We start from the raw sequence: 23,072 nt of genomic DNA on the forward strand, positions 1-23,072 counted from the left end.
GCGCAGCAAGGGGGTGGCCCGACCGCCGATCAACAAGGGAGGCGCGCGGCCTCCCCGGGGTGCTTGCTCTTGTACTGACTCTCAGGTCACCGGCGCCCAGGGATCCCCCTTGCCGGGCTCGTTGCCCTGGGTCCACCACTTGGCCTGATAGATGACGCCCTTGTGGCTCACCTTGTTGCCCGCGGTGTAGACCTTGCCTGCCTCCCAGGCGGGCATCCCGTCCACCGGCGGCGTGCCGGGATCGACCGGCGCCGGATCCAACTGTGCCACCACACGGACCTTGGGCCAGCTGGCGTGGGAGCCGTAGAAGTTGGTCACGCACTTCTCGTAGTCCCCCGGCACCAGGGCCGAGTAGGCGGTCTGGTACCCCACCAGATCGCACTCGAAGGAGTAGCCGCCCGGCCTGTCCGGGTAGTATTTCCAGTTGCCATCCCAGTTGGTGTAGAGCACGTCGGTGGCGCCGTTGAGGTTGAGGCTGCCATAGGGGGTCTGCTGCCAGCAGGTGTTCTTCTCGTCCGGGAGCAGCGGGATCCCGTAGTGGGCCGCCAGCCCTTCCCAGTAGCGGATGCGGTTGACCGGCTGGCCCTTGTCCCTGTTCTGCTCGCCGCACTCGATGCCGCCGTTGATGATGTTGATGGTGGTGCCAAAGCCGTAGCCGATGCCCGCCGCCAGCTCACGCTGAGAGGGCACCCAGGTGCGGTCGATCACGTGCAGCATGGCGGGCTTGGGGGCCTGCGGGGTCAGGAAGAACCAGATGGCGGAGGCGAGGTTGAGCCAGGAGTCCGCCACCAGGCCGGGGTTGTTCAGCAGCACGGTGGCGTCGCCGTCGAACATGGCCTCGGAGAAGGCGCCGTAGTTGAAGTGGTAGGAGAGCTGCTTGGCACCGCGACCGAAGTACCCCTGGCCGGTGCTGCAGGGCCATTTCCTGTTCTGCCAGTCACTCTGGCCGCACCCCGTGGTGTAGCCGGTCTGCCCTTCCGACCAACCCATCTCCCGCACGTGCACCAGCGCCTGCTGCCACTCCTCCAGCCCCAGGGGGTTGTCGGAGACATTTTCCCTGGCGATGTGGCCGCCGGTCTCCTGGGCAAAGTGGGCGAAGGCGGTGACGATGGACTTCTTGCAGATGGCGTCGGCATTGCGCCCGTCCGTGTAGTCGCCGCAGAAGGCGGGGAACTTGCCCACCGCCCGCAGGAAGCGCTCGTAGGTGTACTCCGGGGCGGCCATCTGGGTCAGGAACTCCCAGTCCGATTCGGTGAAGACCCGCTCGACTCGCTTGACGTTGTCCGGGTTGCCGGGGGCTCGCGCCACTATGGCCTCCACCACCGTATTGGGCCGGGTGGCCAGAGCCTTGGCCCAGAGCCCGTACATGGGGTTGGCAGTCTTGACCTGGGCCGCACTGGCGAGATCGGCGGCGGCTATCACATAGCCGCCGCTGTTCTGGGGATCGGGCTGGATTGTCATGGCGCTCTGGCCGGGCAGCGCCCAGACGAGGGCAACCAGGCAGATGGTGCGCGTGAGCATGAACATGGGTAAGCATCCTTGTCTTGAAAATGTCAGGGCGAGCATAGGCATCCGCACAACTAAATTCACGACAAGAATTAAGAATTTGGCGAAATTGTGAGCCATGCCACCCTGCACTCAGATGGCGCTCGTTTAGCAGGGATATCCAGCCCCGGCCCATGGTCTTGTTGGCGCAGCCGCCAGCGCCGGTCAGGGGTCTTGCTCAGACACCGCCGGCGCGCACCGCCCGGATCAGCAGGTTGCGCGGGGTCATGGGTTTGGGGCAGAAGGTACCCACTTCCACCTGGTAGCCCTGCTCCTCGAGGAAGAGGGCGCGATCGAGCAGCAACCAGACTTCGAGGGGGCGGCGAAACAGGTGGCGCACCAGCTCCATGCGGGCGACATCGCCAAAACGTCGCTCCCCCTGTGCCAGGAAGGCGGCGTAGTCGAGCCCCGTCGGCAACCTTATCCCCTTGCGCTCGGCGACCCAGTGGCAGAAGGCCTCGAAGCCCCCCGCCAGCAGGCTCTTCTGCAGGTTGGGCACCGGCAGGTACTCATCCACCCCGCGCACCTGGCGCTGCAGGCAGTCGAAGGCGAGACGCCACACCACCTCCTGCTCCCGCAATCGGGCGATGCGGGCGCCCCCGGTCACCGTCTCCTGCAGCGGCAGCTTCAGGTCGCTCTTGCCAAGGCGCAGGGCGCTGGCCCTGGCGGCCCGGGAGAGGGGCGCGTAGCGCTCTCCCCTGATGAGGTGGTAACAACACGGGGAGAGAGTCACCCCCTGGGCGCGCCCCTCGGCCACCCGCGTCAGCAGATGGGTGTGCAGATCGCCGCAGGCATGGAGCGCCATGGCGTGATGGTGCGGGGCGATGAGCCCCCCGGACTCGGCGGCGAAGGCGTCCGCCTCCACGAATTGCATGCTGGCGCCGTCGCGCGCGGCGAGCCGTCGTCCCTCCTCGCAGAGCCCCCCCTGCCACTCCAGGCTCAGGATGTCGGCGCCACGGTGCAGCGACACCAGGCGCCCCAGATGCCCTTTGCCGGCGCACCACTCCAGATAGGGGCCCGGGTGGGGGGGCAGACAGCCGGTGAAGGCCTCTATCTGCGCCTGCTTGCGCCCCGGCATGTACATCGCCATGGTCCTGGCGCACTGGACGGGTTCGGGGACGAAGTCGGCGAGTTCGCTCAGGGCCTGCAACTCGGCCCCCGCCGGGATCCAGGGGGCGAGCAGGGTGCAGAGCGCGTCCATGTCGCCATCGAGGCGCGCTATCTCGTCAAGGGTCAGGGCTGCCAGGCACTTCGCAAGGGCTGGCTCCTCGCGGGCAAAGGCGATCCCCAGGTGGTGATAGGGCTGGTATTGCCACCAGCGTCGCTCGTCGGTGAGCAAGCAGTCCAGTTGTCGAAAACGGTGGGCCAGCACGGTGAACCTGTCCTTTGGCGCAAAAAGGGAGGCTTATTCTAGCGATCTGCCGTCAAAAAGCACTCGCCCGTGGGTCTCCGGTAGCCTGACAAAGAGCAGGGATTTGTGCTATATTCCGCCCCCTCATTCGCGCAGCCCGCCACGGCGGGCCGCTTTACCCCTATAAACGGAACCCAATCATGACCATCAATGCCATCCTGCAAGCCCGTGCAAACGCCAAATGCGAGCTGTGTGGCGCAGAACATGCGCTGACTGCCTTCCCGGTGCCGCACTCCCCCGCCAGCGACGACGACCACAGCGTGGCGCTCTGCGACACCTGCCGCGGCCAGCTGGAGCAGCCGGACACCACCGAGGTGAACCACTGGCGCTGCCTGGGTGACAGCATGTGGAGCCAGGTGCCGGCGGTGCAGGTGATGGCCTGGCGCCAGTTGAAGGCCCTCGCCGCCCGGGGCGAGCTCTGGGCCCAGGACATGCTGGACATGATGTACATGGAAGACGAGGTCAAGGCCTGGGCAGAAGCCGGCATGGCGAGCGACGATGACGACAGCGTGCCGACCGTCGACTCCAACGGCGCCGTGCTGGTCGAAGGGGACTCCGTCACCCTGATCAAGGATCTGGACGTCAAGGGCGCGGGCTTCACCGCCAAGCGCGGCACCCTGGTCAAGGGCATTCGCCTGACCAACAACCCGCTGCACATCGAGGGCAAGGTAAACGGCATGCAGATCGTGCTGGTGGCCGCCTACCTGAAGAAGGCCTGATAACGCCCCAGCCTGCCAAAAGCGCCCCCAGGGGCGCTTTTTTCTTGCCCCCTGCGGGCGAAAATGGAATGGCGCGACCGGAAAACTGGACTATCCTGCAAACCAGTTCCGCGGTATGCCCCCTCCCCTGGCTGCCAGTGTGTCAATGGAGAGGGCCTTCCCGGCACGCATGGAGAGACCCCGGGCACCATGATCCCCATGACGCCCAAGACACCAAGGAGCAGCCCCATGGCCAGCAAGAAAGAGATCAAGAAGCAGATCGCCGCCCGCCAGGCGAAGATTGCCAAGCACGAAGGCAAGATCAAGAAGCTGAAAAAAGCCCTGAAATAGGGGCTGCGCAATAAAAAAAACCGCCATCAGGCGGTTTTTTTATTGCAAGGGCTACATCAGACGGGCCCGGCCAGAGACCCGGATCCCGCTGCCGGGCTCGGCCGGGATCTCGGCATGGAGCCGCGACGGCATGCCCATCTCCTCCCCCTGCCGGATCTCGATGGCCCCGCCGTGGGGCCAGTGGAGATCCCGCAGATAGCCGGCGAAGGCAGCGGCCGCGGCGCCCGTGGCCGGATCCTCGTAGACGCCGCCATAGGCGAAGGGATTGCGGACATGGAACAGCCTATCCCCTTGCACATGGACCAGCAGTATGGTCACCAGCCCCTCCCGGCGCATCAGCAGCCGCCCCTGGGCCAGCTCATACTTCATGGCCGCCAGTGCCGAGCGCTCCTTGAGCGCCAGCACCAGGTGGTCGGCGCCGCCGTGGATGAGTGCAGGAGGAAGGCGGGGATCCAGGCTGGCCGCGTCATAGCCAAACAGCGCCAAGGCCTCGCGCATCAGATCGGCGGGCGCCGGCCGGCTGCGGGTCGGCGGTGATTGCAGCGCCGCCTGCCACAGCCCCGCGTCGTCCTGCCAGCCGGTTACCCTGATCTGGCTCTGGTTGAGGCAGAGTTCATGCTCCCCGGCCCCCACGCGGCGGGCCAGCGCCACCCCGAGGGCGATGGTGGCGTGACCGCAGAAGGGCACTTCGGCCTCGGGGGAGAAGTAGCGCACCCGCCATCGGCGCATTCCCTCCCCTGGCGCCCCGGCCAGCGGGGCGGCGAAGGCGGTCTCCGAAAATCCCACCTCGGCGGCGATCCGCTGCATCGCCTCCGGCGCGGGCAGGTCATCCCCTATCCAGACACCGGCGGGGTTGCCCCCCTGCTCCCCCTCGGAAAAGGCGGCGATCCGTACCAGCTCGGTGGCGAGTGTGGTCATGGTGACTCCTTGTCTCTCATCTCTCGTACTCAGGGTGATCCTGCGTGCATCCTGGCGTGCCAGCCCCGCACGTCAGGGATTGAAGGCCAGCTTACCCATAAAAGGGGCGGACGCACAGGGCCTGGAGGCGCGCTAGGGTGTTCTGCAGCAGCGGTGCCGCTTGGGCGCCGCGGACCCCGGTCGTCGGGGCTAGAGTTGTACTGATGTGTCCGGATATGAGCCTGCAGTGGAGCGCCATATGTATTCCTACACCCTCACCTTCCGGGAGGAGGCCGACAAGCTGACCGCCCCCGAGCACGAGATCCGCCTGCAAAGCCCGGCCCAGGCCGGCGATTTCCTCATCCTCTCCGACGGCAGCCGCCATCAGGTGATGTTTGTCACCCACCGTGCCCATTACAGCAGCCTCTACCTCGACAAGGGCGTGCGCATTCCCCAAAGCTGAGTGCGAGGTGTCATGCGCCGAGCCGCCCTGCTATCGTGAGAGACGGTCGCGCGCTCGCCATTGCCGGCCCATGCGCGTTGCCGCCAGGGGGCGGCGCGCCTGAATGACCCACCTCCCGAGGAATTGACCATGTTCAGACATGCCGCTCTCGCCCTGACCCTCTCCCTGCTGGGCAGCGCCCAGGTTCAGGCCATCAACGCCAAATACGCCGAGCAACTCGAACGCTCAGGCTGTACCCAGGTCACCGAGGCCCAAGGCTGCGATATTCACAAGAGCAAGGTGGAAAATGCCAGGGCGGGATTTGGCACAGCCCCCCCGGCCGCCGACGGCGGTCTGAATCTGGGCTATGAGCAGAAGCTGGCACGCTCCGGCTGCACCCAGGTGAGCGAACTCAATGGCTGTGACATCAACAAGACCAGGGCCGAGAACGAGGCCGCCGGGTTTGGCACCGCCCCCGTTGCGGTCAGCACCAGCCCCTATGCCGGCAACTGGGTCGCCACTTTCCCCGAAACGGGAGCCACCGTGGCCAGCATCCGCATCGATGACCGGGATAGGGTCTGGGTCAACGACAAGCAGGTCAAGGCCAGGAAATCCGACGGCGCCCTGGTGTTCGAGGAGGGCATAGTCACCTATCGCATCCAGGGGGATCGCCGCCTCAAGGGGGAAGATGGCTGGGTCGACAAGGACGCAGGAACCAAGGGACCCATCGCGGCCAGATAGGCGCACAAGGGTGACAGCAAGGGGAGCGCCAGGCTCCCCTTGCTGTTTGATCTGTCGTCATGCTTGCGGGCCCGTCGGCCCGCGGGAGGCAGCGCTGCGGCCCCCTACCCCTGTTTCGGATAGTCAAGCACCGCCGTCACCGGCTTGCGGGACGGGACGCTAGACCAGGAGGGGGCATCGAAGGTGAAGCGGGCGACGGCGCAGGTCGGCATCCGGACGATCCCGCGGGAGAAGCCGTGGGCCAGGGCAGTGAACTCGGGGTCATGCCCCACGAGCAGCACGCTCATAAGCTCGTCAGCAAGCTCACCCATCACCCCGAGGAGGGTCTCGACATCGCTCTCGTAGAGGCGATCGTCGATGGCTATCTTGCCCTCTGGATAGCCCAGCTCATGGGCGAGCAGCCGGGCCGTCGACAGCGCCCGGCAGGCCGGGCTCGAGAGGATGAGATCTGGCCTCACCCCCTCCCTTGCCAGGCGCCCCCCCATCAGGGGGGCATCGCGCAGCCCCCGTGCGGCCAGGGGGCGCTCCCGATCCGCCAGGCTGACCTGCTCCCAGCTCGACTTGCCATGGCGCACCAGGATCAACGTTCTCTTCATCTGCCCTTCCTCACTTGTCGGGCTGCGACCGTCCACCGAACCCATGCTCAATAAGGCGAACCATCTTTATGTCGGGCAGACCAGGTGCCATCGGCACCCTGCACCAGGGCCAGATCGTCGTCCGGGTACTCGACGGTGTCGCCTGGCAGCCTGTCCCCCACTTCGAGATAGACGGCGTCCACCTCCCCGTGATTACGCAGCTGGTGGGCCAGTCCGCTGCCCCCCTTGAAACCGATGCACTCCCCCGGCGACATTTGGTACTCCTCCTCCCCGTGGCGCAGGGTGGGCGTGCCCGAGAGCACATAGACGAACTCATCCTGCCTGCCGTGATGGTGCTTGAGCGCCGAGATGGCGCCTGGCGCCAGGGTCGTCAGGTTGACCCCGAAGTTGGCAAGGCCGAAATGATCCCCGAGTTTGCGCTTGGTGCGGTGCTTGACCAGGGTGGCAAAGGGCTCCGGATAGAGGGACTTTGCCGTGTTCTCGGGAATTGCCGTTGCCTGAATGGGCCTCTTGCCAGCCATGTCTTGACCCTCCTTGTGGATGCTCTCTTAGTTATACCCCGAACCTTGACCCCGGATCTTGGCGGCGAAACACGGGCAAGAGGTGGAAGGGCTAGTCAGCAGTCCTGGGCACTTGCCACAGGCGCAGACTGAGGCCCCTGCCACACCCTAGATCACCTCGAGCCTGACCTTGATAAGGCCGGATCTTGTGTTGCCTATGCGGCTGAAGGCCGCCCTGGAGAGATCGATGATACGCCCCCTGGCGAAGTTGCCCCTGTCGTTGACCCGCACCACCACGCTCTTGCCGTTGGCGAGATTGGTCACCCTCACCATGGTACCGAAGGGCAGCGTCATGTGGGCGGCGGTGCTGGCACTGTTGTTGTATCGCTCGCCGCTCGCCGTCTTCTTGTTGTGATAGCGATCGGCATAGTAGGAGGCCAGCCCCGTCTGAGTATAACCGCGCCAGCTGCCGTCCGATCCGCCACTCACATCCGGCTGGCTGCTGCAGGCCGCCAGCAGCAGGCACAGAGAGGCCAGCAGCCCTTTTTGCACCATGATCCTCATCATCGACTTCCTCGACCCGTTATGAGATATCGCGTTTGCCCCGCCCGGCTTTCATGGCCAGGCGGGCTCCCGCGAACAGGGGCCTACTCTCTCATATTTTCCATGGAAAACGGGAGGCCCAGGCCTCCCGTTTTGCGTATCGCTCCGTCAGCCCCTGTCAGGGGATCCTCGTCAGGCGATGAGCTTGTCGTCGGCAAAGCCGAAGCCGCGCAGACCCACCACGTGCACATGCTCGTGCTTGCCCTGCACCTTGCGGATGAGCTTGTAGGTGGTGCCCTTCTCCGGGCTGATGTTCTCCGGCGCCGCGATGAGGAGCTGCATGTCCTGCCGCTCGCACAGCTCGAACAGGGTGGCGATGGACTTGCCATCCAGGCGCGCCGCTTCGTCGAGGAACAAGAGACGGCAGGGGGCGATGTCCTTGCCGCGCAGGCGGCGGGACTCCTCCTCCCAGCTGATCAGCACCATGAGCAGGATGGCCTGACCGGTGCCGATCGCCTCGCCGGTGGAGAGCGCGCCGCTCTCGGCCCGCAGCCAGCCATCGGCCCCGCGCTGCACCTCGATCTCCAGCTCCAGGTAGTTGCGATAGTCCAGCAGCACGTCCCCCATCACCTGGTAGTTGCGCTCCCCCTGCTCCACTTGCGGGTTCAGGCGCTGGAACAGCTTGGCCATGGCCTCGGAGAAGCTGAGCTCCTTGTCGGCGAACAGATCGTTGTGCATGGCGCTCTGATCGGCGAGCGCCGTGAGCAGACGGGTGTGGGCCTCGCGGATATTGACGTTGAGGCGCACCCCGCGCACCAGGCCGAAGGCGATGTTCTGCAGGCCCTGGTTCAGCACCCGGATGCGGTTCTGCTCGCGGCGGATGATGTTGGTGATCTTGGCCGCCACCTCGTGAGAGGAGAGGGAGAGATGGGTTTCCCGCTGCTTGAGCTCGTCGGCGAGCCGCGCCAGCTCGATCTCCATCTCCTCGATGGCCTCCACCGGATCGTCCGAGCGGATGATGTCGTTGCGGATGCGATCCTTGAGGTAACGGTAGACCTGCACGTAGAAGGCGACCTTCTGCTCGGTGTTGCGATTGCCTTCGGACAGACGCAGCGCATCGCGCAGGGCCTCGTCGTGGGCCACCGCCACTCGCAGGGCCCCGAGGGCCTTGTCCGACATGGAGCGCAGCTCGTCGCTGTCAAGATAGGCCAGCTCGCGCTTGTTGAGGCGCTTCTCGACGTCGGTCTCCCGCGCCAGACGCACCACCCGCGACCAGCTCGCCTTGTGACCCACCAGGGATTTGCGGGCGCCGTAGTAATCCTTGCCCTCCAGCTTGAGGCGGCCGCCGAGGGATTCGATCTCGCGCTTGCACACCTGCAACTGGGCCTCGGCGCTGGTGCGACGGGTCCGGGTGCGAATGAGCAGCTCCTCGATCTCCTTCTTGTGGGCGCGGGCCTTCTCTTCCATGTCGTCCGACAGGGTGAGCCCCATGGCTCCCAGCTCCTGCTCGAACTCCGCCAGGGTCTGGCCCTTGGCCGAGGCGCTGGAATCGAGCGCGGTGCGCAGCTGCAGCGCCTCGGTGTGGCGCTGGGTGATCTGCTTGTGCTGCTCACCGGCGGTGCGGGCGGCAAGCTCGGCCGCTTTCAGCTTCTCTTTGAGCCGCTCGCTCATCTCGGAGGCCTTGCCGAGCAGGTCTTGCGCGTCCTGATAGGCAAAGTGCGGCAGACGGGCCACCAGCTGATCGAGGGCATAGCAGCGGCGCTTCTGCTCGGCCAGCAGGTCGCTGACCTCATCATAGGCCGCCTGCAGGGCGGCCAGATCCTGGGGATCCTGACGCAGCACCTGCACCTGGGTTTCCAGCTTCTCGAGCGCCTTGCCGTGTCTGGCGATAAAGGCTTCGGCTGTGTTAAGGGCCTCCACATCGGCACGGGCCGCCTCGAGGCGGGCCGCCAGCTCTTTCTCGGCAAACAGGTGGGCGAAGGGCAGCATCCCCTGCACCAGCTGGATATGGCGAGTCAGCTGGGCGGCGGCCGCCTTGGCCTCGGCCAGCTGCTTGTTGCACTCGGCTATGGTTTCTTGCAGCTTGCGCTGCTCGTGCTGTTTGGCCTGCACTTCGGCTTCGGGGTCCGGGCGGAAGGCGATATCCAGATGCTGGCCGATAAAGTCGCGGAAGTGACCGTAGAGGCGGTGGTACTTCTGCTGTTCGAAGGCGGCCTTGGCGTAACCCTCGACTAGGTTTTCCCGCTCGAGCTCCAGCTGTTCGATCCGTTTTTCCCGGGCGGCGCGACCAAAGAGCGGCAGCTCGGGGTAACGGGAGAAGCGCACCTGACGCTTGCTGGTGCGCACCAGCACGGCGTCCCCCAGCTCGTCCGCTTCCACCAGATCCTCGTCAAAGGAGTCTGGGTTGCCCTGGATGAGGTAGATATCCTCCGGGCAATCTTCCAGCTTTTTCAGCCGCTCGATGGCCCCTTCCAGGTCGAGCACCACCAGGGCGCTGCGAGCCGGGCCGTAGAGCGCGGAGTAGTAAGGGGCATCGTCGATGGAGATGTCGTCATAGACGTCGGAGAGCAGCACGCCCCCCACCTGCTCGGCGATGCGGGCAAGACGGGGATCCGCCTCGCCGGCCCCCAGCTGCAGGTTGCGAATTTGCAGCTCTAGCGCCTGTTTCTGGCCCTGAATGCGGTTGCTCTCCTGCTCGAACTCCCGCTCCTTGTCGAGCACGCTCTGCATGCCGGCCGAGAGCGCCTCGGCGGTGGCGAGCGGCAATCCGCTCTGCTCGCGCAGTTGTTCGAGCTTCTCGAACGACTTGAGCCAGCGCGGCGCCAGCTTGGTCAGCTCCGCGATATCTCGGCCGAGCTGAGTGCCCTGATGCTCGAGGCTGGCGCGGCGCTGATTGACTTCCGCCTGCTGCTCACTCAGCTCCTCCTGACGGGTGCGCTGGGCTTCGAGGAAGATCTCCAGCTCATCGCTGCTGGCAATGTGCTGACCAGACGCCTGGGCCAGCTCGTCTCGCAGCCGCAAGAGGGTCTTCTGGCTTTCACTCTCTTTCTCGAGGCGAGCCAGCGCGGCGCGCAGCCCCTGCCCCTGGGCAATGCGGGCCTTGTCCTCGATGTGGCGCTTGAGCAGCGCCTGCGCCGTGGGCCAGGCAGCCTCGCGCACGGTGTCGGGGGCGATGCTGAGTAGCAGCGCCAGGGCCGCTTCGTGCTCGGCCACCGCCGCCTTGGCCAGCGCCAGCTGCTGCTCGGCCCCCAGCACGCGGCTGGTGAGGCTCTGCTCGGCGGCGCGGAACTGGTGCAGGGTGTCGCTCGCCTGTTCGGCGGTCAACCCCGGCAGCTCGCACTGCTCGCGGGCAGTCTCCAGCGCCTGCACCGCCTGTCGGTACTGGATGGCGCGGGTCTGCTGGATATCGAGCGCCTGCTGGTAGTCGGCGAGCTGGGTCTTGAGGCTGTCCACCTCTGCCTGGGCCAGCTCCTTGCGCTCCTCCACTTCCAGCAACTGGCCGTGGATCTCTTCCACCACCGCCTGCTGCTGCTCCAGCTTGTCGTTGAGCTCCGCCAGATCGGCGCGATAGAGGGCAATCTTCTTTTGCAAATTGACGGCCGCCATCACCTTGGCCAGGTGCTCGGCGGCGGACTCCAGCTCGTCGGTCAGGAGCTTCTCGCGATTGGTGAGCTGATCCACCTCGTCGGCCAGATAGATGGCGCGCTGCTTCTCCTCGGCCAGCAGGCGACGCTTGCCCGCGAGCTCGGACCTGGCCTTGAGGGCCAGCTCGGAGAGGCGGCTCTTCTCGGCGGCGCCCCGCACATACTCCGCCGCCACATAGTGGGTGGTCTCGGTGATGAGATTCTTGAACAGATCCCGCTGGCCCTGGGTCTCCTTGATGGCTTCCAGAGTGCGGCGGTTCTCGTAGATGGCCGCCTCCATGTCCTGGAACGCCTTGCGCACCCCGGAGTTCTCCGGCAGCAGGTATTCCCGCAGGGAGCGGCTGATGGAAGACGAAATACCGCCGTAGAGGGAGGCCTCGATCAGGCGATAGAACTTGCCGCGATCCTTCTGGTCGCGCAGCTTCTTCGGGGTGATGCCGAATTCGAACATGAAGTTGTGATAATCGGTCACCGTATTGAACTTGGCGACCTTGAGCGCGCCGAGCTCCGCTGCCGCCCCCTTCAGATCGGCGAAGGCGCGCACCCGCCCCTTGCCGTCATCGAGCTTCTCCAGCAGCAGATCGGTCGGCGCCAGGTGCTCGGGCACATCCACCAGGGCGAAGGGGGTGATGTTGACCTTGTTGTCCCGGTTCGCCACCTGCTCCAGGTGCACGCCGACCCAGATCCGCTGCTCGCGGCTGTTCATCACTTCCAGCAGCGAATAGCAGTGGCCGCGCTGCAGCTTGCCGTAGAGCCCCTTGTCCCGTGACGCGCTGCTGGAGCCCGCCTCCGTGGTGTTACGGAAGTGAAGCAGTGACTGGTCGGGGATGAGGGCCGCGATGAAGGCCGCCATGGTGGTGGATTTGCCCGCGCCGTTGCCGCCGGACAGGGTCGTGACCAGCTGGTCGAGATCGAAGGTCCGGGCGAAGAAGCCGTTCCAGTTGACCATGGTCAGGGATTTGAATTTGCCTCTCACGCCACACTCTCCATCAAACCGGCAGACACCATCAGTGCCGGCAAATTAACGTTGCAGATCATCTTCCACCTCCAGCTCCAGCTGCTCTTCGTCCAGATCCTCTTCGATGTCCTCGAACAGGGAATCGCTGCTCGGCATCTCGTCGTCGTGGAAGATGGCCTCCCCTTCCTGGATCATCCGCAGCTGCACCGCGCGGGGATCCTCGTCGGAACGCACGTCGGCGGCGAAGCGGAACACGGATTCGTTGACCCGGAATTTGTCGCTGTTGCCAAGGGGGGTGATCATCCCGAGGCGCTTGAGGCGACGCATGGAGGTGCGGATCTTCTCGAGGAGTTTCTTCTTGTCCAGATCCGTGCCGCCGGAGCGGCTGTTGACCATACGCAGCAGTTGCTTCTCGTCCGCCAGACCCAGCACCTCTTCTTGCAGCTCGCTCATGGCGAACACCCCTTCCGAGGCGAGACGGTCCGGGCTCAGGTAGAGGTAGCAGAGCACCTTGCCCACCAGCATATCGAGCTCGGAGAGCACAGTGGTGCCGATGTCGGCGCTCGGGCGCGGACGCAGGTAGAAGAAGCCTTCCGGCGCCTTGATGAGTTCCACCTGATAGCGGCCGTAGAAGATCTCCAGCTCCTGGTGGTACTCCACCAGGGCCGAGTGCTGCTCGAACTCGTCGGCACTGATGTGGCGACCGGAGCGCAGGGCGGTATCGATGCGCGGAAACAAGGGGTTGGCGATGGCCTCTGCGAGGCGCAGGGGCAAGGGGAATTCAGTATTGATCGATGACATAGGCCTGAACCTTGGATCCAGCTTGGTTGATGGGTTTCCATGCGGGTTGGCGGTGGTGTTCGCGCTCACCGCTGGCATGGCCGAGACGCACGGCCTGATCGATCAGGAGGCGCGCCACGTCGAAGTGGGCATGGGCCGGGTAGTCCAGCAGGTATTCCCGCAGCACGTCGGCAAGATCCAGCCGATCTCCCTGCTCCGGGTAGCGGGCCAGGTAGCGCTCGATGCGCTCCGCCAGCTCCTGGTTGATGTCCACCATCTCCACGTACTCCATCTCGAGGGGCACCTCGCCGGTCACCTCCTCGTCGTGGATGGCGATGGTTTCATCCCGCAGCTCCAGCAAACGGGGCTCTTCGGCCACCCGCAACAACCAGCTGTGCTGCTCGAAGTTGCGGATGGATTCCCGCAGCCGCTGGCTGAAGGCGCGGTTCTTGTCCATGTCGATGGCGTTGCGGATGAACTTGTGGACGTGCCTGTCGTAGCGGGACCAGAGCTCGATGCACTGCTGGCCCCAGGCGGTGATGACGTCCAGACGCCCCTGCAGGGCGTGGGTCAGCTCCTCGACGTGGAACAGATCATCACGCCCCTGGGCCGCCTCCTGAATGTTGAGCAGCCCCGCCTGCAGGCGGTGGCCGGCGGCGTCCAGGGTGTCCTGCAGCTCGCGCAGGGTCTGGCCGGTCTCGTGCAGCAGTTTTTCACAGCTGTGGATGGCGTCGACCCAGTTCTGGGTCAGCAGGGCCGCGATCTCGCTCTTGACCTGGTTCTGCTGCTCGTCCATGGCGCGCTGGGTAAGATCGATGCGCCCGAGCGTCTCCTCCAGGGAGAAGGTGAGCCGTGGCAGCACCTCGGCATCCCACTGCTCCCGGGTGTTGGTCTCGAGCGCCGCCTTGCGGGCGGTGTCGAGCTCGGCGGCCAGGTGCTCGAGCAGGATGGAGAGCTTGATGGAGTCCACCTGGCGGCTCTCCAGGAAGAAGTCGACGATGCTCATGCCAAGGCGCGACAGGCGGTAGAGGCTCTCCCCCGCCACCATGTCGGTGGTGAAACGCGACAGCAGTTGCTGGCGAATGAGATCGTTGATGGCGTTGTTGGCGCGACCGGTGAGGGTCTCGTCCATCTGGCCGAAGGCACTGCTCACATAGCCGAAGGCGTCGTGCAGCGCGGCCTCGGAGAGATCAGACTCGTCCTCGGACAGCGTCTTGATCGCGATCAGAAAGGCCAGCCTGTCGGTGGGGAGGTTCAGCGCCAACCCCTCCTGTCTGACCCATCCCACCGTCTCTGGCAGGGTACGGGATGTACTCATCATGACGTTATCATCTCGTTGTTATAGTCGGCGGGTCACTCGCCCGCCGTGGTGATATAGGCCGGGGTCGGTGGCGCCCCGGCGGCTGGATCCCGCATCGCATTCACGCCGGTGTGTCTCAACCGGCCGGTTTCTGGGCCATCACATGGATGTAGCGCCCAAGGGAGACAAAGGGTTCCTGACGGCAATATTGCTGCTCCATGGCGAGCAGATCCTCGAACTTCTCGACCTGATCCTGCTTGTGCCGCATGTAGTCGTGGATGACGCGCACCCCCGTCTTGCCGATGATCCGCAATCCCCCCCGGCCTATCCAGTCGTAGACCTGCTCCGGCAACTGGGGGTTGGTGGGCGTCAGGGCGGTCTGGCGTTTCTTGCGAAGGCCCAGGCGCACATAGTCGAAATTGCCCACCACCAGGCTCTGGAACAGGAGGCCGTGACGATTGTAAAAAAGCAGCGACAGTATGCCCCCTGGCTTGACGAAAGGGAACAGACCCAGCAAGGTCTGGCGCGGCTCGGCGAGCCACTCCAGTACCGCGTGACAGAGCACCAGATCGAAGGTGCCGGTCAGGTGCTGCCTGAGATCCTGAATGGGGCAATGGATGAGACGAATTCTGTCTTCCAGCCCCTTCTGGGCAATCTGCTCCCGGGCCAGATCCAGCATCTCTGCCGAGAGATCGCACAACTCCACCTGATGGCCCATGGCCGCCAGCTTCTGGGCGAAGTAGCCAAAGCCGCCGCCGGCATCCAGGATGCGAAGGGGCCGGTTGCCCAGGCGCGCCAGGCAGGCTTCGATGTCGCTCCAGACAATAGTGGTGCGAATGCGCCCCTTGGTGGAGTCGTAAATGTTGCGGGCGAACTTGTCGGCACGCCCGTCAAAACTCTGATCTTGCTTCAAGACACACTCAACTCTTGGCCACAGGATTGGGCCAGACCAAAAAGAGGGGTATTCTGTCACATCCCGAATTTGCTGAAAACTCAAGGAAGTGTCTGCCGTGTTCGAGCTTAAAAAGTGGCTGGGTCATCTGTTGATGCCGCTCCCCTTCTCTCTCTCCTTGTTGGTGCTGGCGCTCGTGCTGCTCTGGTTCACCCGCTTTCAGAGAACCGGCAAGCTGCTGGCGACCCTCTCCTTGGTGATCATCGCCCTGATGGGGACCCGGCCGGTGAGCTATGAACTGGCCCGCAGCCTGGAGCAGACCTATCCGCCGTTCGAGGTGAACCAGCATCCGGACATCCAGGCCATCGTCGTGCTCGGCAACGGCCATGTGAGCGATCCGGCGGTGCCCGAGCGCTCCTGGCAGAACAACATCTCCCTGGCCCGCACCCTGGAGGGGGTGCGGCTGGCCCAGGCCTATCCAGGAGCCGAGCTGGTCTTCTCCGGTTATGTTTCCGGGGATCCGCTCTCCAATGCCGAGGTCAACGCCCGCATGGCCGAGATGCTCGGCATCCCCCGTGCCCGGATGACGTTGTTTGAAAACAACAAAGACACCCACGACGAGGCTGTCAGCATCGCCCGCCATCTCAAGGGCAAGCGGGTGGCCCTGGTGAGCTCTGCCACCCATTTGCCCCGAGCCATGGCCCTGTATCGCGGTCAGGGACTCGATGCGGTGCCGGCTCCCACGGACTACACCGCCAAGCAGAGTCAGGAGCCGCAACCCCTCTACAGCTACCTGCCGAAGGGGCGTTATCTGATGTATTCCGAGGCTGCCATTCACGAGTGGATTGGGGTATGGTGGGCCCGTTTGCGGGGGCAGGTCACCGAGTGAGCAATCGCGCCTTGCATTCCTGATTTGGATCAGGAAAGCGAAAAAAAATTACGTCATTTGCCGCCGGGTCAGCTATCTTGGGCTCGGTTCAATTCATATAATGTTGCGCAATCAAATGCCTAGGAGATATAGAAGATGAGACAGCACCTGGTAATGGGTAACTGGAAACTGAACGGCACCAAGGCTTCTGTAGAAGCCCTGATCAAAGGACTGACCCCGGCCGCTGCCGCTCATCCGTCCGTGCAAGTGGCCGTCTGCCCGCCGGTTATCTTTTTGGGTCTGGTTGAACAGCTGACCGCCGGCAGCAAGATCGCCTACGGTGCCCAGAACGCCGACGTCCACGAGTCCGGCGCCTTCACCGGCGAAAACGCCCCCTCCATGCTCAAAGCCTTCGGTTGCACCTACTCCCTGGTAGGTCACAGCGAGCGTCGTACCCTGCACGCAGAGACCGACGACGTGGTGGCAGCCAAGTACGAAGCCATCCAGAAGGGCGGCCTGATCCCGGTTCTGTGCATCGGTGAAACCCTGGCCCAGTTCGAAGCCGGCACCACCAACCAGGTGGTCGAGACCCAGCTCAAGGCCGTGATCGATCGCTGCGGCATCGCCTCCTTTGCCAACGCCGTCATCGCCTACGAGCCGGTCTGGGCCATCGGCACCGGCAAGACTGCCACCCCGGAAATCGCACAGGCCGTGCACGCTCACATCCGCCAGTACCTGGCCGGTTTTGATGCAAACGTGGCTGCCAAGGTACAGATCCTGTACGGCGGCTCCGTGACCGGTGCCACCGCTGCCGATCTGTTCGGTCAGCCGGACATCGACGGCGGCCTGGTGGGTGGCGCGTCCCTGAAGGTGGACGACTTCTCCCAGATCATCGCTGGCGCCGCCAAGTAAGCGGCCAGGAGAGAGGGGCCCCGCCCCTCTCTGCATATCGCTTTCCTATGGACCCTTCGCCATAGGAAAGCCGATATAGTAAAAACGGCTGTCCGTATTTTTCAGATATTGATTTTCGACAACTCAGATCCAGAGGCACTCATGACCAAACAAATCAAACGTATTGGTGTTTTGACCAGTGGTGGTGACGCACCGGGTATGAACGCAGCCATCCGCGCCGTGGTGCGTGCCGGTCTGCATCATGGCCTGGAAGTCTACGGCATCTATGATGGTTACCTCGGTCTGCACCAGGACCGTATCGTCAAGCTCGAGCGTCACAGCGTCTCCGACGTGGTGAACCGCGGCGGCACCTTCCTGGGCTCTGCCCGTTTCCCCGCCTTCAAGGACCCGAAAGTCCGCGCCGAAGCGATCGAGAACCTGAAGAAGCACGGCATCGACGCCCTGGTGGTCATCGGCGGTGACGGCTCCTACATGGGCGCCAAGAAGCTGACCGAAGAGGGCTTCCCCTGCATCGGCCTGCCTGGCACCATCGACAACGACATCGCCGGTACCGACTTCACCATCGGCTTCGACACCGCCCTGAACGTGGTGGTTGACGCCATCGACCGCCTGCGCGACACCTGCAGCTCCCACCACCGCATCTCAGTGGTCGAGATCATGGGCCGCCACTGCGGCGATCTGGCCATGTCCGCTGCCGTGGCCGGTGGCGCCGAGTACGTGATCGTGCCGGAAGTGGCCTTCGACAAGGAGAAGCTGCTGCAACAGATCAAGGAAGGCGAAGCCAAGGGCAAGAAGCACGCCATCATCACCATCTGCGAGCACGTCACCGACGTCAACGCCCTGGCAAAAGACATCGAGGCCATGACAGGCCGCGAGACCCGTGCCACCATCCTGGGCCACATCCAGCGCGGCGGTTCCCCCACTGCCCGTGATCGCATCATGTCCAGCCGCATGGGCGCCTTCGCCGTCGAGCAGCTGCTGGCCGGCCAGGGTGGCCGCTGCGTCGGTATCCAGGGCAACGAGATGGTGCACCACGACATCATCGACTGCATCGAGAACCTCAAGCGCCCGTTCAACCAGGAGCTGTACGATCTCTCCACCACCCTGTTCTAAGCGCGGTGGCCTGACAAAAAAACCCTCCTCTGGAGGGTTTTTTTATGCGGGCTCCTCACCCCCCAGCCCCCTCTGTGGGGCGCCCGACTATCCACTTGCCACTGTCGCCATGTCTTACCCCTTGCCCGACGGCCCTGAGCCTCTGACCCCACGACCTTCTCCTTTACTTCTTTCCCCTGCTTTTTTGCTTGCTCACCTTGTTCGCGACAGGTCTGGATAAAGGCCTTGGTGCCGCAGTGCCACGGCCCTGCGCCAGGGCTCCCCTGCCCTTCATCCCATCACACAGGCGCCATATAGCAACCCGGGTGGGCCGACGATATCTCCCGCTTCTCCTGCGCACGGGCCCACCGGCTCGCCATTCCCCCAGAAAACAGCGAGAAACGGGGCGTCCGGCCACCCAAGGCCCCAAGAAGATCGATCCCCCATTTTCCCGCCTCCCCCCTTCCCTTCCATGCTCCTTTGGCGACCGTTTTGTCGTTTTTCCGTACTCTTTTTGCTCCCATCCTGTTTGGGATGAGCAGAAAATTGAGCCTTCATCGGATAACCCTGGCTGGAAATAGCCTTGCAGACTGGGGTTAGGGCACAAGTCGTGAAAAAACATGACATGGGATGACAAAACCTGGCTAGCAGCCACCAACCTCCCCGTGACGACATCAATAGGCGCATCCCGCAGGCCATTTTGCTGCCGTAAAATGGAAGCCACCACGAAGACTCCAATCGAAACCACAATAGAAAGAGTTACAACAACAACATAACTAAATGTATTTAAAGGATTTATATATATCTTCTTTCACTGACATCACCATGAAATCCTTGCCAGGACAAAAAACGCCCTTAAACTTGGAAAAATGCGAGCATATTCACGCCAACCATGATTTTTGCCATATAAATACATTTTTCGTTGTTTTATCGTTCCGTTGTGGTATCTTGGTTCCATCATGAGCCAACCAAGGGAGATAGAATCATGAAAGAGTTCGTAGTTACCGCCGTTTTCACCGTGTTTTTCACCCTGGTTGCCGTCTCCATGCCTTCATTGGCACAGCTCTAAGCCGGTCAATCAGCCACTGTTGTTCGCCTGCGACTCGACCCAGGCCGAATGGGGTCAAAAAACAGACTGCAACATGGGTTTTTGACTCGCTCTGGCAAAGGATGGCGCCAAGCCATCGTTGAATGCGATCTGCGCGCATAAAACGACCTCGTCGACATCCATGCCATCTTTCAAGGGGAGCCCAGGCTCCCCTTGTCGCATCCGCCATCCCGGGATTTACTCTTGCTCCCCTGCCCGTCACAATGGCCGCTGGATTTGCCATGCAGGAATCACCATGACTCAGGATGCCTTGCGCCACTGGCGCCGCGACCTTCACCGTCACCCCGAAGCCGCCTGGTGTGAATTTCGCACCACCACCCTCATCGCCCAACGTCTCCATGAGCTCGGTTTCTCCGTCGTGTTGGGGGATCAGCTGCTCGCCAGCAATCTCATCATGGGACGGGAAATAGACGTCAAGGCCCAGAAGGCGCGCGCTTTGCACCAGGGTGCGCACCCGGAGTGGCTGGCACGCATCGACGAGCTCACCGGAGTGATGGGACTCTGGGACAGCGATCGTCCCGGCCCCACCCTGGCGTTTCGCTTCGACATCGATGCGGTGGAGGTCGAAGAGAGCCAGGAGGCGTCACACCTGCCCGGCCAGGGAGGCTGGCACTCCGCCAACCCGGGCTGGATGCACGCCTGTGCCCACGACGGTCATACCGCCATCGGGTTGGTGCTGGCCGAGCGGATCGCGGCCCTCGCCGATCGCCTCCATGGCCGTATCAAGCTCTTCTTCCAGCCGGCCGAAGAGGGCTGCCGGGGCGGCAAGGCGCTGGCGGCAGGGGGCCAGCTCGACGACGTGGACGCCCTGCTGGCGCTGCATATCGGCATTCACGCGAGCAGCGGCGAGCTGGTGGTCAACCCCACCGAGTTTCTCTGCTCCACCAAGTTCGATGTGGAGTTTATGGGGCAAGCCGCCCATGCGGGGCTCGAGCCCAACGCGGGCCACAATGCCCTGGCGGCGGCCTGCATGGCCACCACGGCCATGCTCGGCATTCCCCGCCATCGGGACGGCATGACCCGCATCAATGTGGGCCAGCTCAACGGCGGCAGCGGGCGCAATGTCATCCCGGGCCATGCCCGCCTGATGGGAGAGACCCGCGGCGCGACGCCGGCCCTCAACGACTACATGTTCAATCAGGTGCAGCGGATTGTGGAAGGGGCCGCCCTGATGCAGGGCACCACCTACCTCATCCGCAAGCAGGGGGAAGCCATCGGCATCGAGAACAGCCCGGCCCTGATCGAGGAGCTCGTGCCCCTCGCACAGGAGATAGCGCTCGAGACCATCCACACCCGCCGCTTCGGGGCCAGCGAGGACGCCGGTTTTCTCATCGAGCGGGTGCAGCAGCACGGCGGTCAGGCCGCCTATGTCATCCTGGGGGCCAACCTGGCGGCGCCCCACCACCACCCGCAGTTCGACTTCGACGAGGCCGTGCTGGCCCCCGGTGTGGCGCTGCTGGAAGCCTGGCTGCTCGCCCGCCTCGGGCGATAGCTGGCGCCGGATGCAAACAAGGCAGCCCATGGGCTGCCTTGTTTTTTACGCCCTTGCGGGCAAGGGTTGTGCCTAGGCTCCCAGCACTATGGCGGAGAGATGGGCGAAGTGGTGGATCTCGTGGGTCGCGTCGCAGGGCCCCGCCTCACGGCCCGGGTTGTACCAGCAGGTGGCCAGCCCCTGGGCGGCGGCGCCGGCGATGTCGGTCTTGGGGTTGTCCCCCACCATCAGCACCCGCGCCGGGCTCGGCTGCCCCATCTGCGCCAGGGCATGCTGGAAGATGGCCGCCGCCGGCTTGGTCACCTGCACCTCGTCAGAGATAACGAGAGGCTCAAACCACGCGTTCCAGCCCAGTTTGTCGAGGCGCCCGCGCTGGGGCAGGCTGAAGCCGTTGGTGATGATCCCCATCCTGACCTTCTCCTTGAGGGTCTTCAGCGTCTCCTCCACCCCCTCCAGCGGCACGCTCAGGGCGATGATCTGCTGCAGGAAGGTGTCGTTCATCGCCATGGGGGCCACGTTCACCTGTTCGGCAAACAGGGAGAAACGGGTCTGCTGCAGGTGGGCGGCGTCGATCTCGCCCGAGTTGTACTGCTGCCAGAGCCGCTGATTGAGGGCATGGTACTCCGCCATCTTGGGGGGCGTCGGCGCCACGCCGTAGATCTGTAGGGTCCGCTCCAGCGCCCTGGCGACCGGAAAATCGAGCAGGGTTTCGTCCAGATCGAACAGCACCCAGTCATAGCTTGCTTGTTTCACGCTTGTCCTTATTGGTTGTGCTTGGCCACATGTCATGCGTCGGGCGCGGCCATCCCCAATGGGCTGTCGAGCAGGGTCAGGGTCAGCCTGACGCCAAAACCGGTCACCTCGCTGCCGACCACGCCGTTGCCCCCCTTGCTGCGAAAACCGCTCAGATCGAGGTGCAGCCAGGGCGTCTGCTCGGGCACGAAGCGGCTGAGGAAACGGGCGGCATCGATATGATCCGGCGAGGCGCCGGGGGCACACTGTAACAGATCCGCCCACTCGCTCTCGAGGTTGTCGTCGTAATCCTCGTCCAGGGGGAAGGGCCAGACGCGCTCCCCGCTCTGCTGGCCCAGGCTGATCAGCTCGGGTAGCCACTCTGATCGATTGGTGAAGGCGCCGCTGTAGCGGCTGCCGAGCGCCCGCTTGCAGGCCCCGGTCAGAGTGGCGTAGTCGATGAGCAGATCGGGCTTGTCCCCGGCCGCCAGGGTCAGGGCATCCGCCAGCACCATGCGCCCCTCGGCGTCGGTGTCCACCACCTCTATGGTGGTGCCGTTCAGCGCAGTCACCACCTCCCCGGGCCGGTAGGCCTGCGGGCCTATGTGGTTCTCGGCGATGGCGAGCCAGCAGTGCACCTCAACGGGCAGTTTCGCCCGGCTGATGGCATGGAGCGTCCCCAGCGCCACCGCGCTGCCCCCCATGTCCAGGTGCATCCCATACATGCTGCCACCGACTTTCAGGTTGTAGCCCCCGGAGTCGTGACAGATCCCCTTGCCCACCAGCGCGAGGCGGCGTACCGGGTTGGCCGGGCAGTAGCTGAGCCTGACGATGGCGGCCTGACCGTTTGCCGAGCCCCTGGCCACCGCCAGGAAGGCACCGGCGCCCAGGGTGGCGAGGGCCGCCTCGTCAAACTCCTGCCACTGCCACCCCTCCTGCTGCGCCAGTTGCTGCACAAAGGCCCGGTAGCCTTGGGCGTCAAGCTCGGAGGCGGGCAGCACCGCCAGGTGGCGGGCCAGGCCGTTGCCTTCGGCCTCCGCCGCCACCCGGGCCGGGTCCAGCTCGCACGGGGGAGAGAGGTACAGCTGCTGATAGCCGGGCCTTGCCTCCTCGTCCCGCTTTTGGGTCGGCAGGGGGACGTCGGCGGCGAGCAAGGCGGCGCTCACCAGCTCCGCCAGCCGCGCCCTGTGGACGGCATCGAAGCCCTCCAGGTGCAGCGCCAGCTCCTTCGCCTTGAGCCCCGAAAGGGGGGCCACCCAGGTACGCACCTGCTTGTAGAGTCGATGATCCAGGGCGGGGCGGGGCTCGACGAAGATCACCTGTTGCAGGCCCTGGCTGTCGGTCAGGGAATAGGGGGCCTTCTGACCCAGGGCTATCTGGGCCGCCACGGGGGCGAAGGGGGCCTGAGCCAGCAGGGTCTCCCGCTCTGACTCGGCAATGAGCAGGAGCTTGACGGGCACCGTGCTCGCCATCACCTCGGCGAGGGAGGCGGTCTGCATCGTGATTGTGGGAGGGGAATAGCTGAAAGGGGTCATCACAGGTTGCGGCCTCATCCATGAACAGAAACCAG

Annotated in this window: 19 protein-coding genes; 7 read left to right on the plus strand and 12 right to left on the minus strand. The window is 64.2% G+C overall.

Going from position 1 to position 23,072, the window contains the following annotated elements; translation table 11 throughout:
- Positions 1–81: 81 nt before the first annotated feature.
- Together I6L39_RS17035 and I6L39_RS17040 are read right to left on the minus strand one after the other, a co-directional pair.
- A complete protein-coding gene (locus I6L39_RS17035) occupies positions 82–1,527 on the minus strand; it encodes a chitinase (protein WP_216990314.1) in 1,446 nt (481 codons plus the stop codon).
- 196 nt (positions 1,528–1,723) lie between these two features.
- On the minus strand, positions 1,724–2,917 hold the full coding sequence (locus tag I6L39_RS17040) for a methyltransferase (RefSeq protein ID WP_216990315.1): 1,194 nt from the start codon (positions 2,915–2,917) through the stop codon (positions 1,724–1,726).
- Between the two features lie 179 nt (positions 2,918–3,096).
- Here I6L39_RS17040 and I6L39_RS17045 point away from each other — a divergent pair, with 179 nt between their 5' ends.
- The gene (locus I6L39_RS17045; protein WP_216990316.1) at positions 3,097–3,675 is read left to right on the plus strand and encodes an alkylphosphonate utilization protein; all 579 of its coding nucleotides are present in this window, start codon (positions 3,097–3,099) and stop codon (positions 3,673–3,675) included.
- A 381-nt stretch (positions 3,676–4,056) separates the two neighbouring features.
- Here the strand turns inward: I6L39_RS17045 and I6L39_RS17050 are convergent, their stop codons facing one another.
- Entirely contained in the window at positions 4,057–4,923 is an 867-nt protein-coding gene (locus tag I6L39_RS17050; protein ID WP_216990317.1) for a PhzF family phenazine biosynthesis protein, read from the minus strand.
- Positions 4,924–5,161: 238 nt separating this feature from the next.
- Here I6L39_RS17050 and I6L39_RS17055 point away from each other — a divergent pair, with 238 nt between their 5' ends.
- Both I6L39_RS17055 and I6L39_RS17060 read left to right on the plus strand, forming a co-directional pair.
- Positions 5,162–5,365: a hypothetical protein gene (locus I6L39_RS17055; RefSeq protein ID WP_042075622.1), complete on the plus strand. Its 204-nt coding sequence runs from the start codon at positions 5,162–5,164 to the stop codon at positions 5,363–5,365.
- A 129-nt stretch (positions 5,366–5,494) separates the two neighbouring features.
- Positions 5,495–6,085 (plus strand): hypothetical protein, encoded by a 591-nt coding sequence (locus I6L39_RS17060; RefSeq protein ID WP_216990318.1) that lies wholly within the window; start codon positions 5,495–5,497, stop codon positions 6,083–6,085.
- 104 nt (positions 6,086–6,189) lie between these two features.
- Here I6L39_RS17060 and I6L39_RS17065 read toward each other — a convergent pair whose 3' ends face one another.
- The 7 genes from I6L39_RS17065 to cmoM form a co-directional block, all read right to left on the minus strand.
- Positions 6,190–6,681 (minus strand): histidine phosphatase family protein, encoded by a 492-nt coding sequence (locus I6L39_RS17065; RefSeq protein WP_216990319.1) that lies wholly within the window; start codon positions 6,679–6,681, stop codon positions 6,190–6,192.
- A 47-nt stretch (positions 6,682–6,728) separates the two neighbouring features.
- Positions 6,729–7,202, minus strand: a complete 474-nt coding sequence (locus tag I6L39_RS17070; RefSeq protein WP_216990320.1) for a cupin domain-containing protein — start codon at positions 7,200–7,202, stop codon at positions 6,729–6,731.
- Positions 7,203–7,349: 147 nt separating this feature from the next.
- Complete coding sequence (locus tag I6L39_RS17075) at positions 7,350–7,745, minus strand: septal ring lytic transglycosylase RlpA family protein (protein ID WP_216991830.1); 396 nt, start codon at positions 7,743–7,745, stop codon at positions 7,350–7,352.
- A 171-nt stretch (positions 7,746–7,916) separates the two neighbouring features.
- A complete protein-coding gene (gene mukB, locus I6L39_RS17080) occupies positions 7,917–12,344 on the minus strand; it encodes a chromosome partition protein MukB (protein WP_216990321.1) in 4,428 nt (1,475 codons plus the stop codon).
- 45 nt (positions 12,345–12,389) lie between these two features.
- The gene (gene mukE / locus I6L39_RS17085; protein WP_216990322.1) at positions 12,390–13,127 is read right to left on the minus strand and encodes a chromosome partition protein MukE; all 738 of its coding nucleotides are present in this window, start codon (positions 13,125–13,127) and stop codon (positions 12,390–12,392) included.
- Entirely contained in the window at positions 13,108–14,427 is a 1,320-nt protein-coding gene (mukF, locus tag I6L39_RS17090; RefSeq protein ID WP_209792488.1) for a chromosome partition protein MukF, read from the minus strand. The genes mukE and mukF overlap by 20 nt, the downstream gene beginning before the upstream one ends.
- Before the next feature lie 115 nt (positions 14,428–14,542).
- Positions 14,543–15,319 (minus strand): tRNA uridine 5-oxyacetic acid(34) methyltransferase CmoM, encoded by a 777-nt coding sequence (gene cmoM, locus I6L39_RS17095; RefSeq protein WP_216990323.1) that lies wholly within the window; start codon positions 15,317–15,319, stop codon positions 14,543–14,545.
- Between the two features lie 97 nt (positions 15,320–15,416).
- Here cmoM and elyC point away from each other — a divergent pair, with 97 nt between their 5' ends.
- The 4 genes from elyC (at position 15,417) to I6L39_RS17115 (ending at position 20,770) form a co-directional block, all read left to right on the plus strand.
- Positions 15,417–16,187: an envelope biogenesis factor ElyC gene (gene elyC / locus I6L39_RS17100; RefSeq protein ID WP_216990324.1), complete on the plus strand. Its 771-nt coding sequence runs from the start codon at positions 15,417–15,419 to the stop codon at positions 16,185–16,187.
- Between the two features lie 135 nt (positions 16,188–16,322).
- Complete coding sequence (gene tpiA / locus I6L39_RS17105) at positions 16,323–17,078, plus strand: triose-phosphate isomerase (RefSeq protein ID WP_042075636.1); 756 nt, start codon at positions 16,323–16,325, stop codon at positions 17,076–17,078.
- A gap of 141 nt (positions 17,079–17,219) precedes the next feature.
- Positions 17,220–18,191: a 6-phosphofructokinase gene (gene pfkA, locus I6L39_RS17110; protein ID WP_128344258.1), complete on the plus strand. Its 972-nt coding sequence runs from the start codon at positions 17,220–17,222 to the stop codon at positions 18,189–18,191.
- 1,322 nt (positions 18,192–19,513) lie between these two features.
- The gene (locus I6L39_RS17115; RefSeq protein ID WP_216990325.1) at positions 19,514–20,770 is read left to right on the plus strand and encodes an amidohydrolase; all 1,257 of its coding nucleotides are present in this window, start codon (positions 19,514–19,516) and stop codon (positions 20,768–20,770) included.
- A 72-nt stretch (positions 20,771–20,842) separates the two neighbouring features.
- Here the strand turns inward: I6L39_RS17115 and yjjG are convergent, their stop codons facing one another.
- Entirely contained in the window at positions 20,843–21,523 is a 681-nt protein-coding gene (yjjG, locus tag I6L39_RS17120; protein WP_216990326.1) for a pyrimidine 5'-nucleotidase, read from the minus strand.
- 32 nt (positions 21,524–21,555) lie between these two features.
- Entirely contained in the window at positions 21,556–23,040 is a 1,485-nt protein-coding gene (locus tag I6L39_RS17125; protein ID WP_216990327.1) for a leucyl aminopeptidase family protein, read from the minus strand.
- Between the last annotated feature and the right edge of the window lie 32 nt (positions 23,041–23,072).

The sequence above is a fragment of the Aeromonas sp. FDAARGOS 1409 genome (assembly GCF_019048705.1).
GTDB lineage: Bacteria > Pseudomonadota > Gammaproteobacteria > Enterobacterales > Aeromonadaceae > Aeromonas > Aeromonas sanarellii.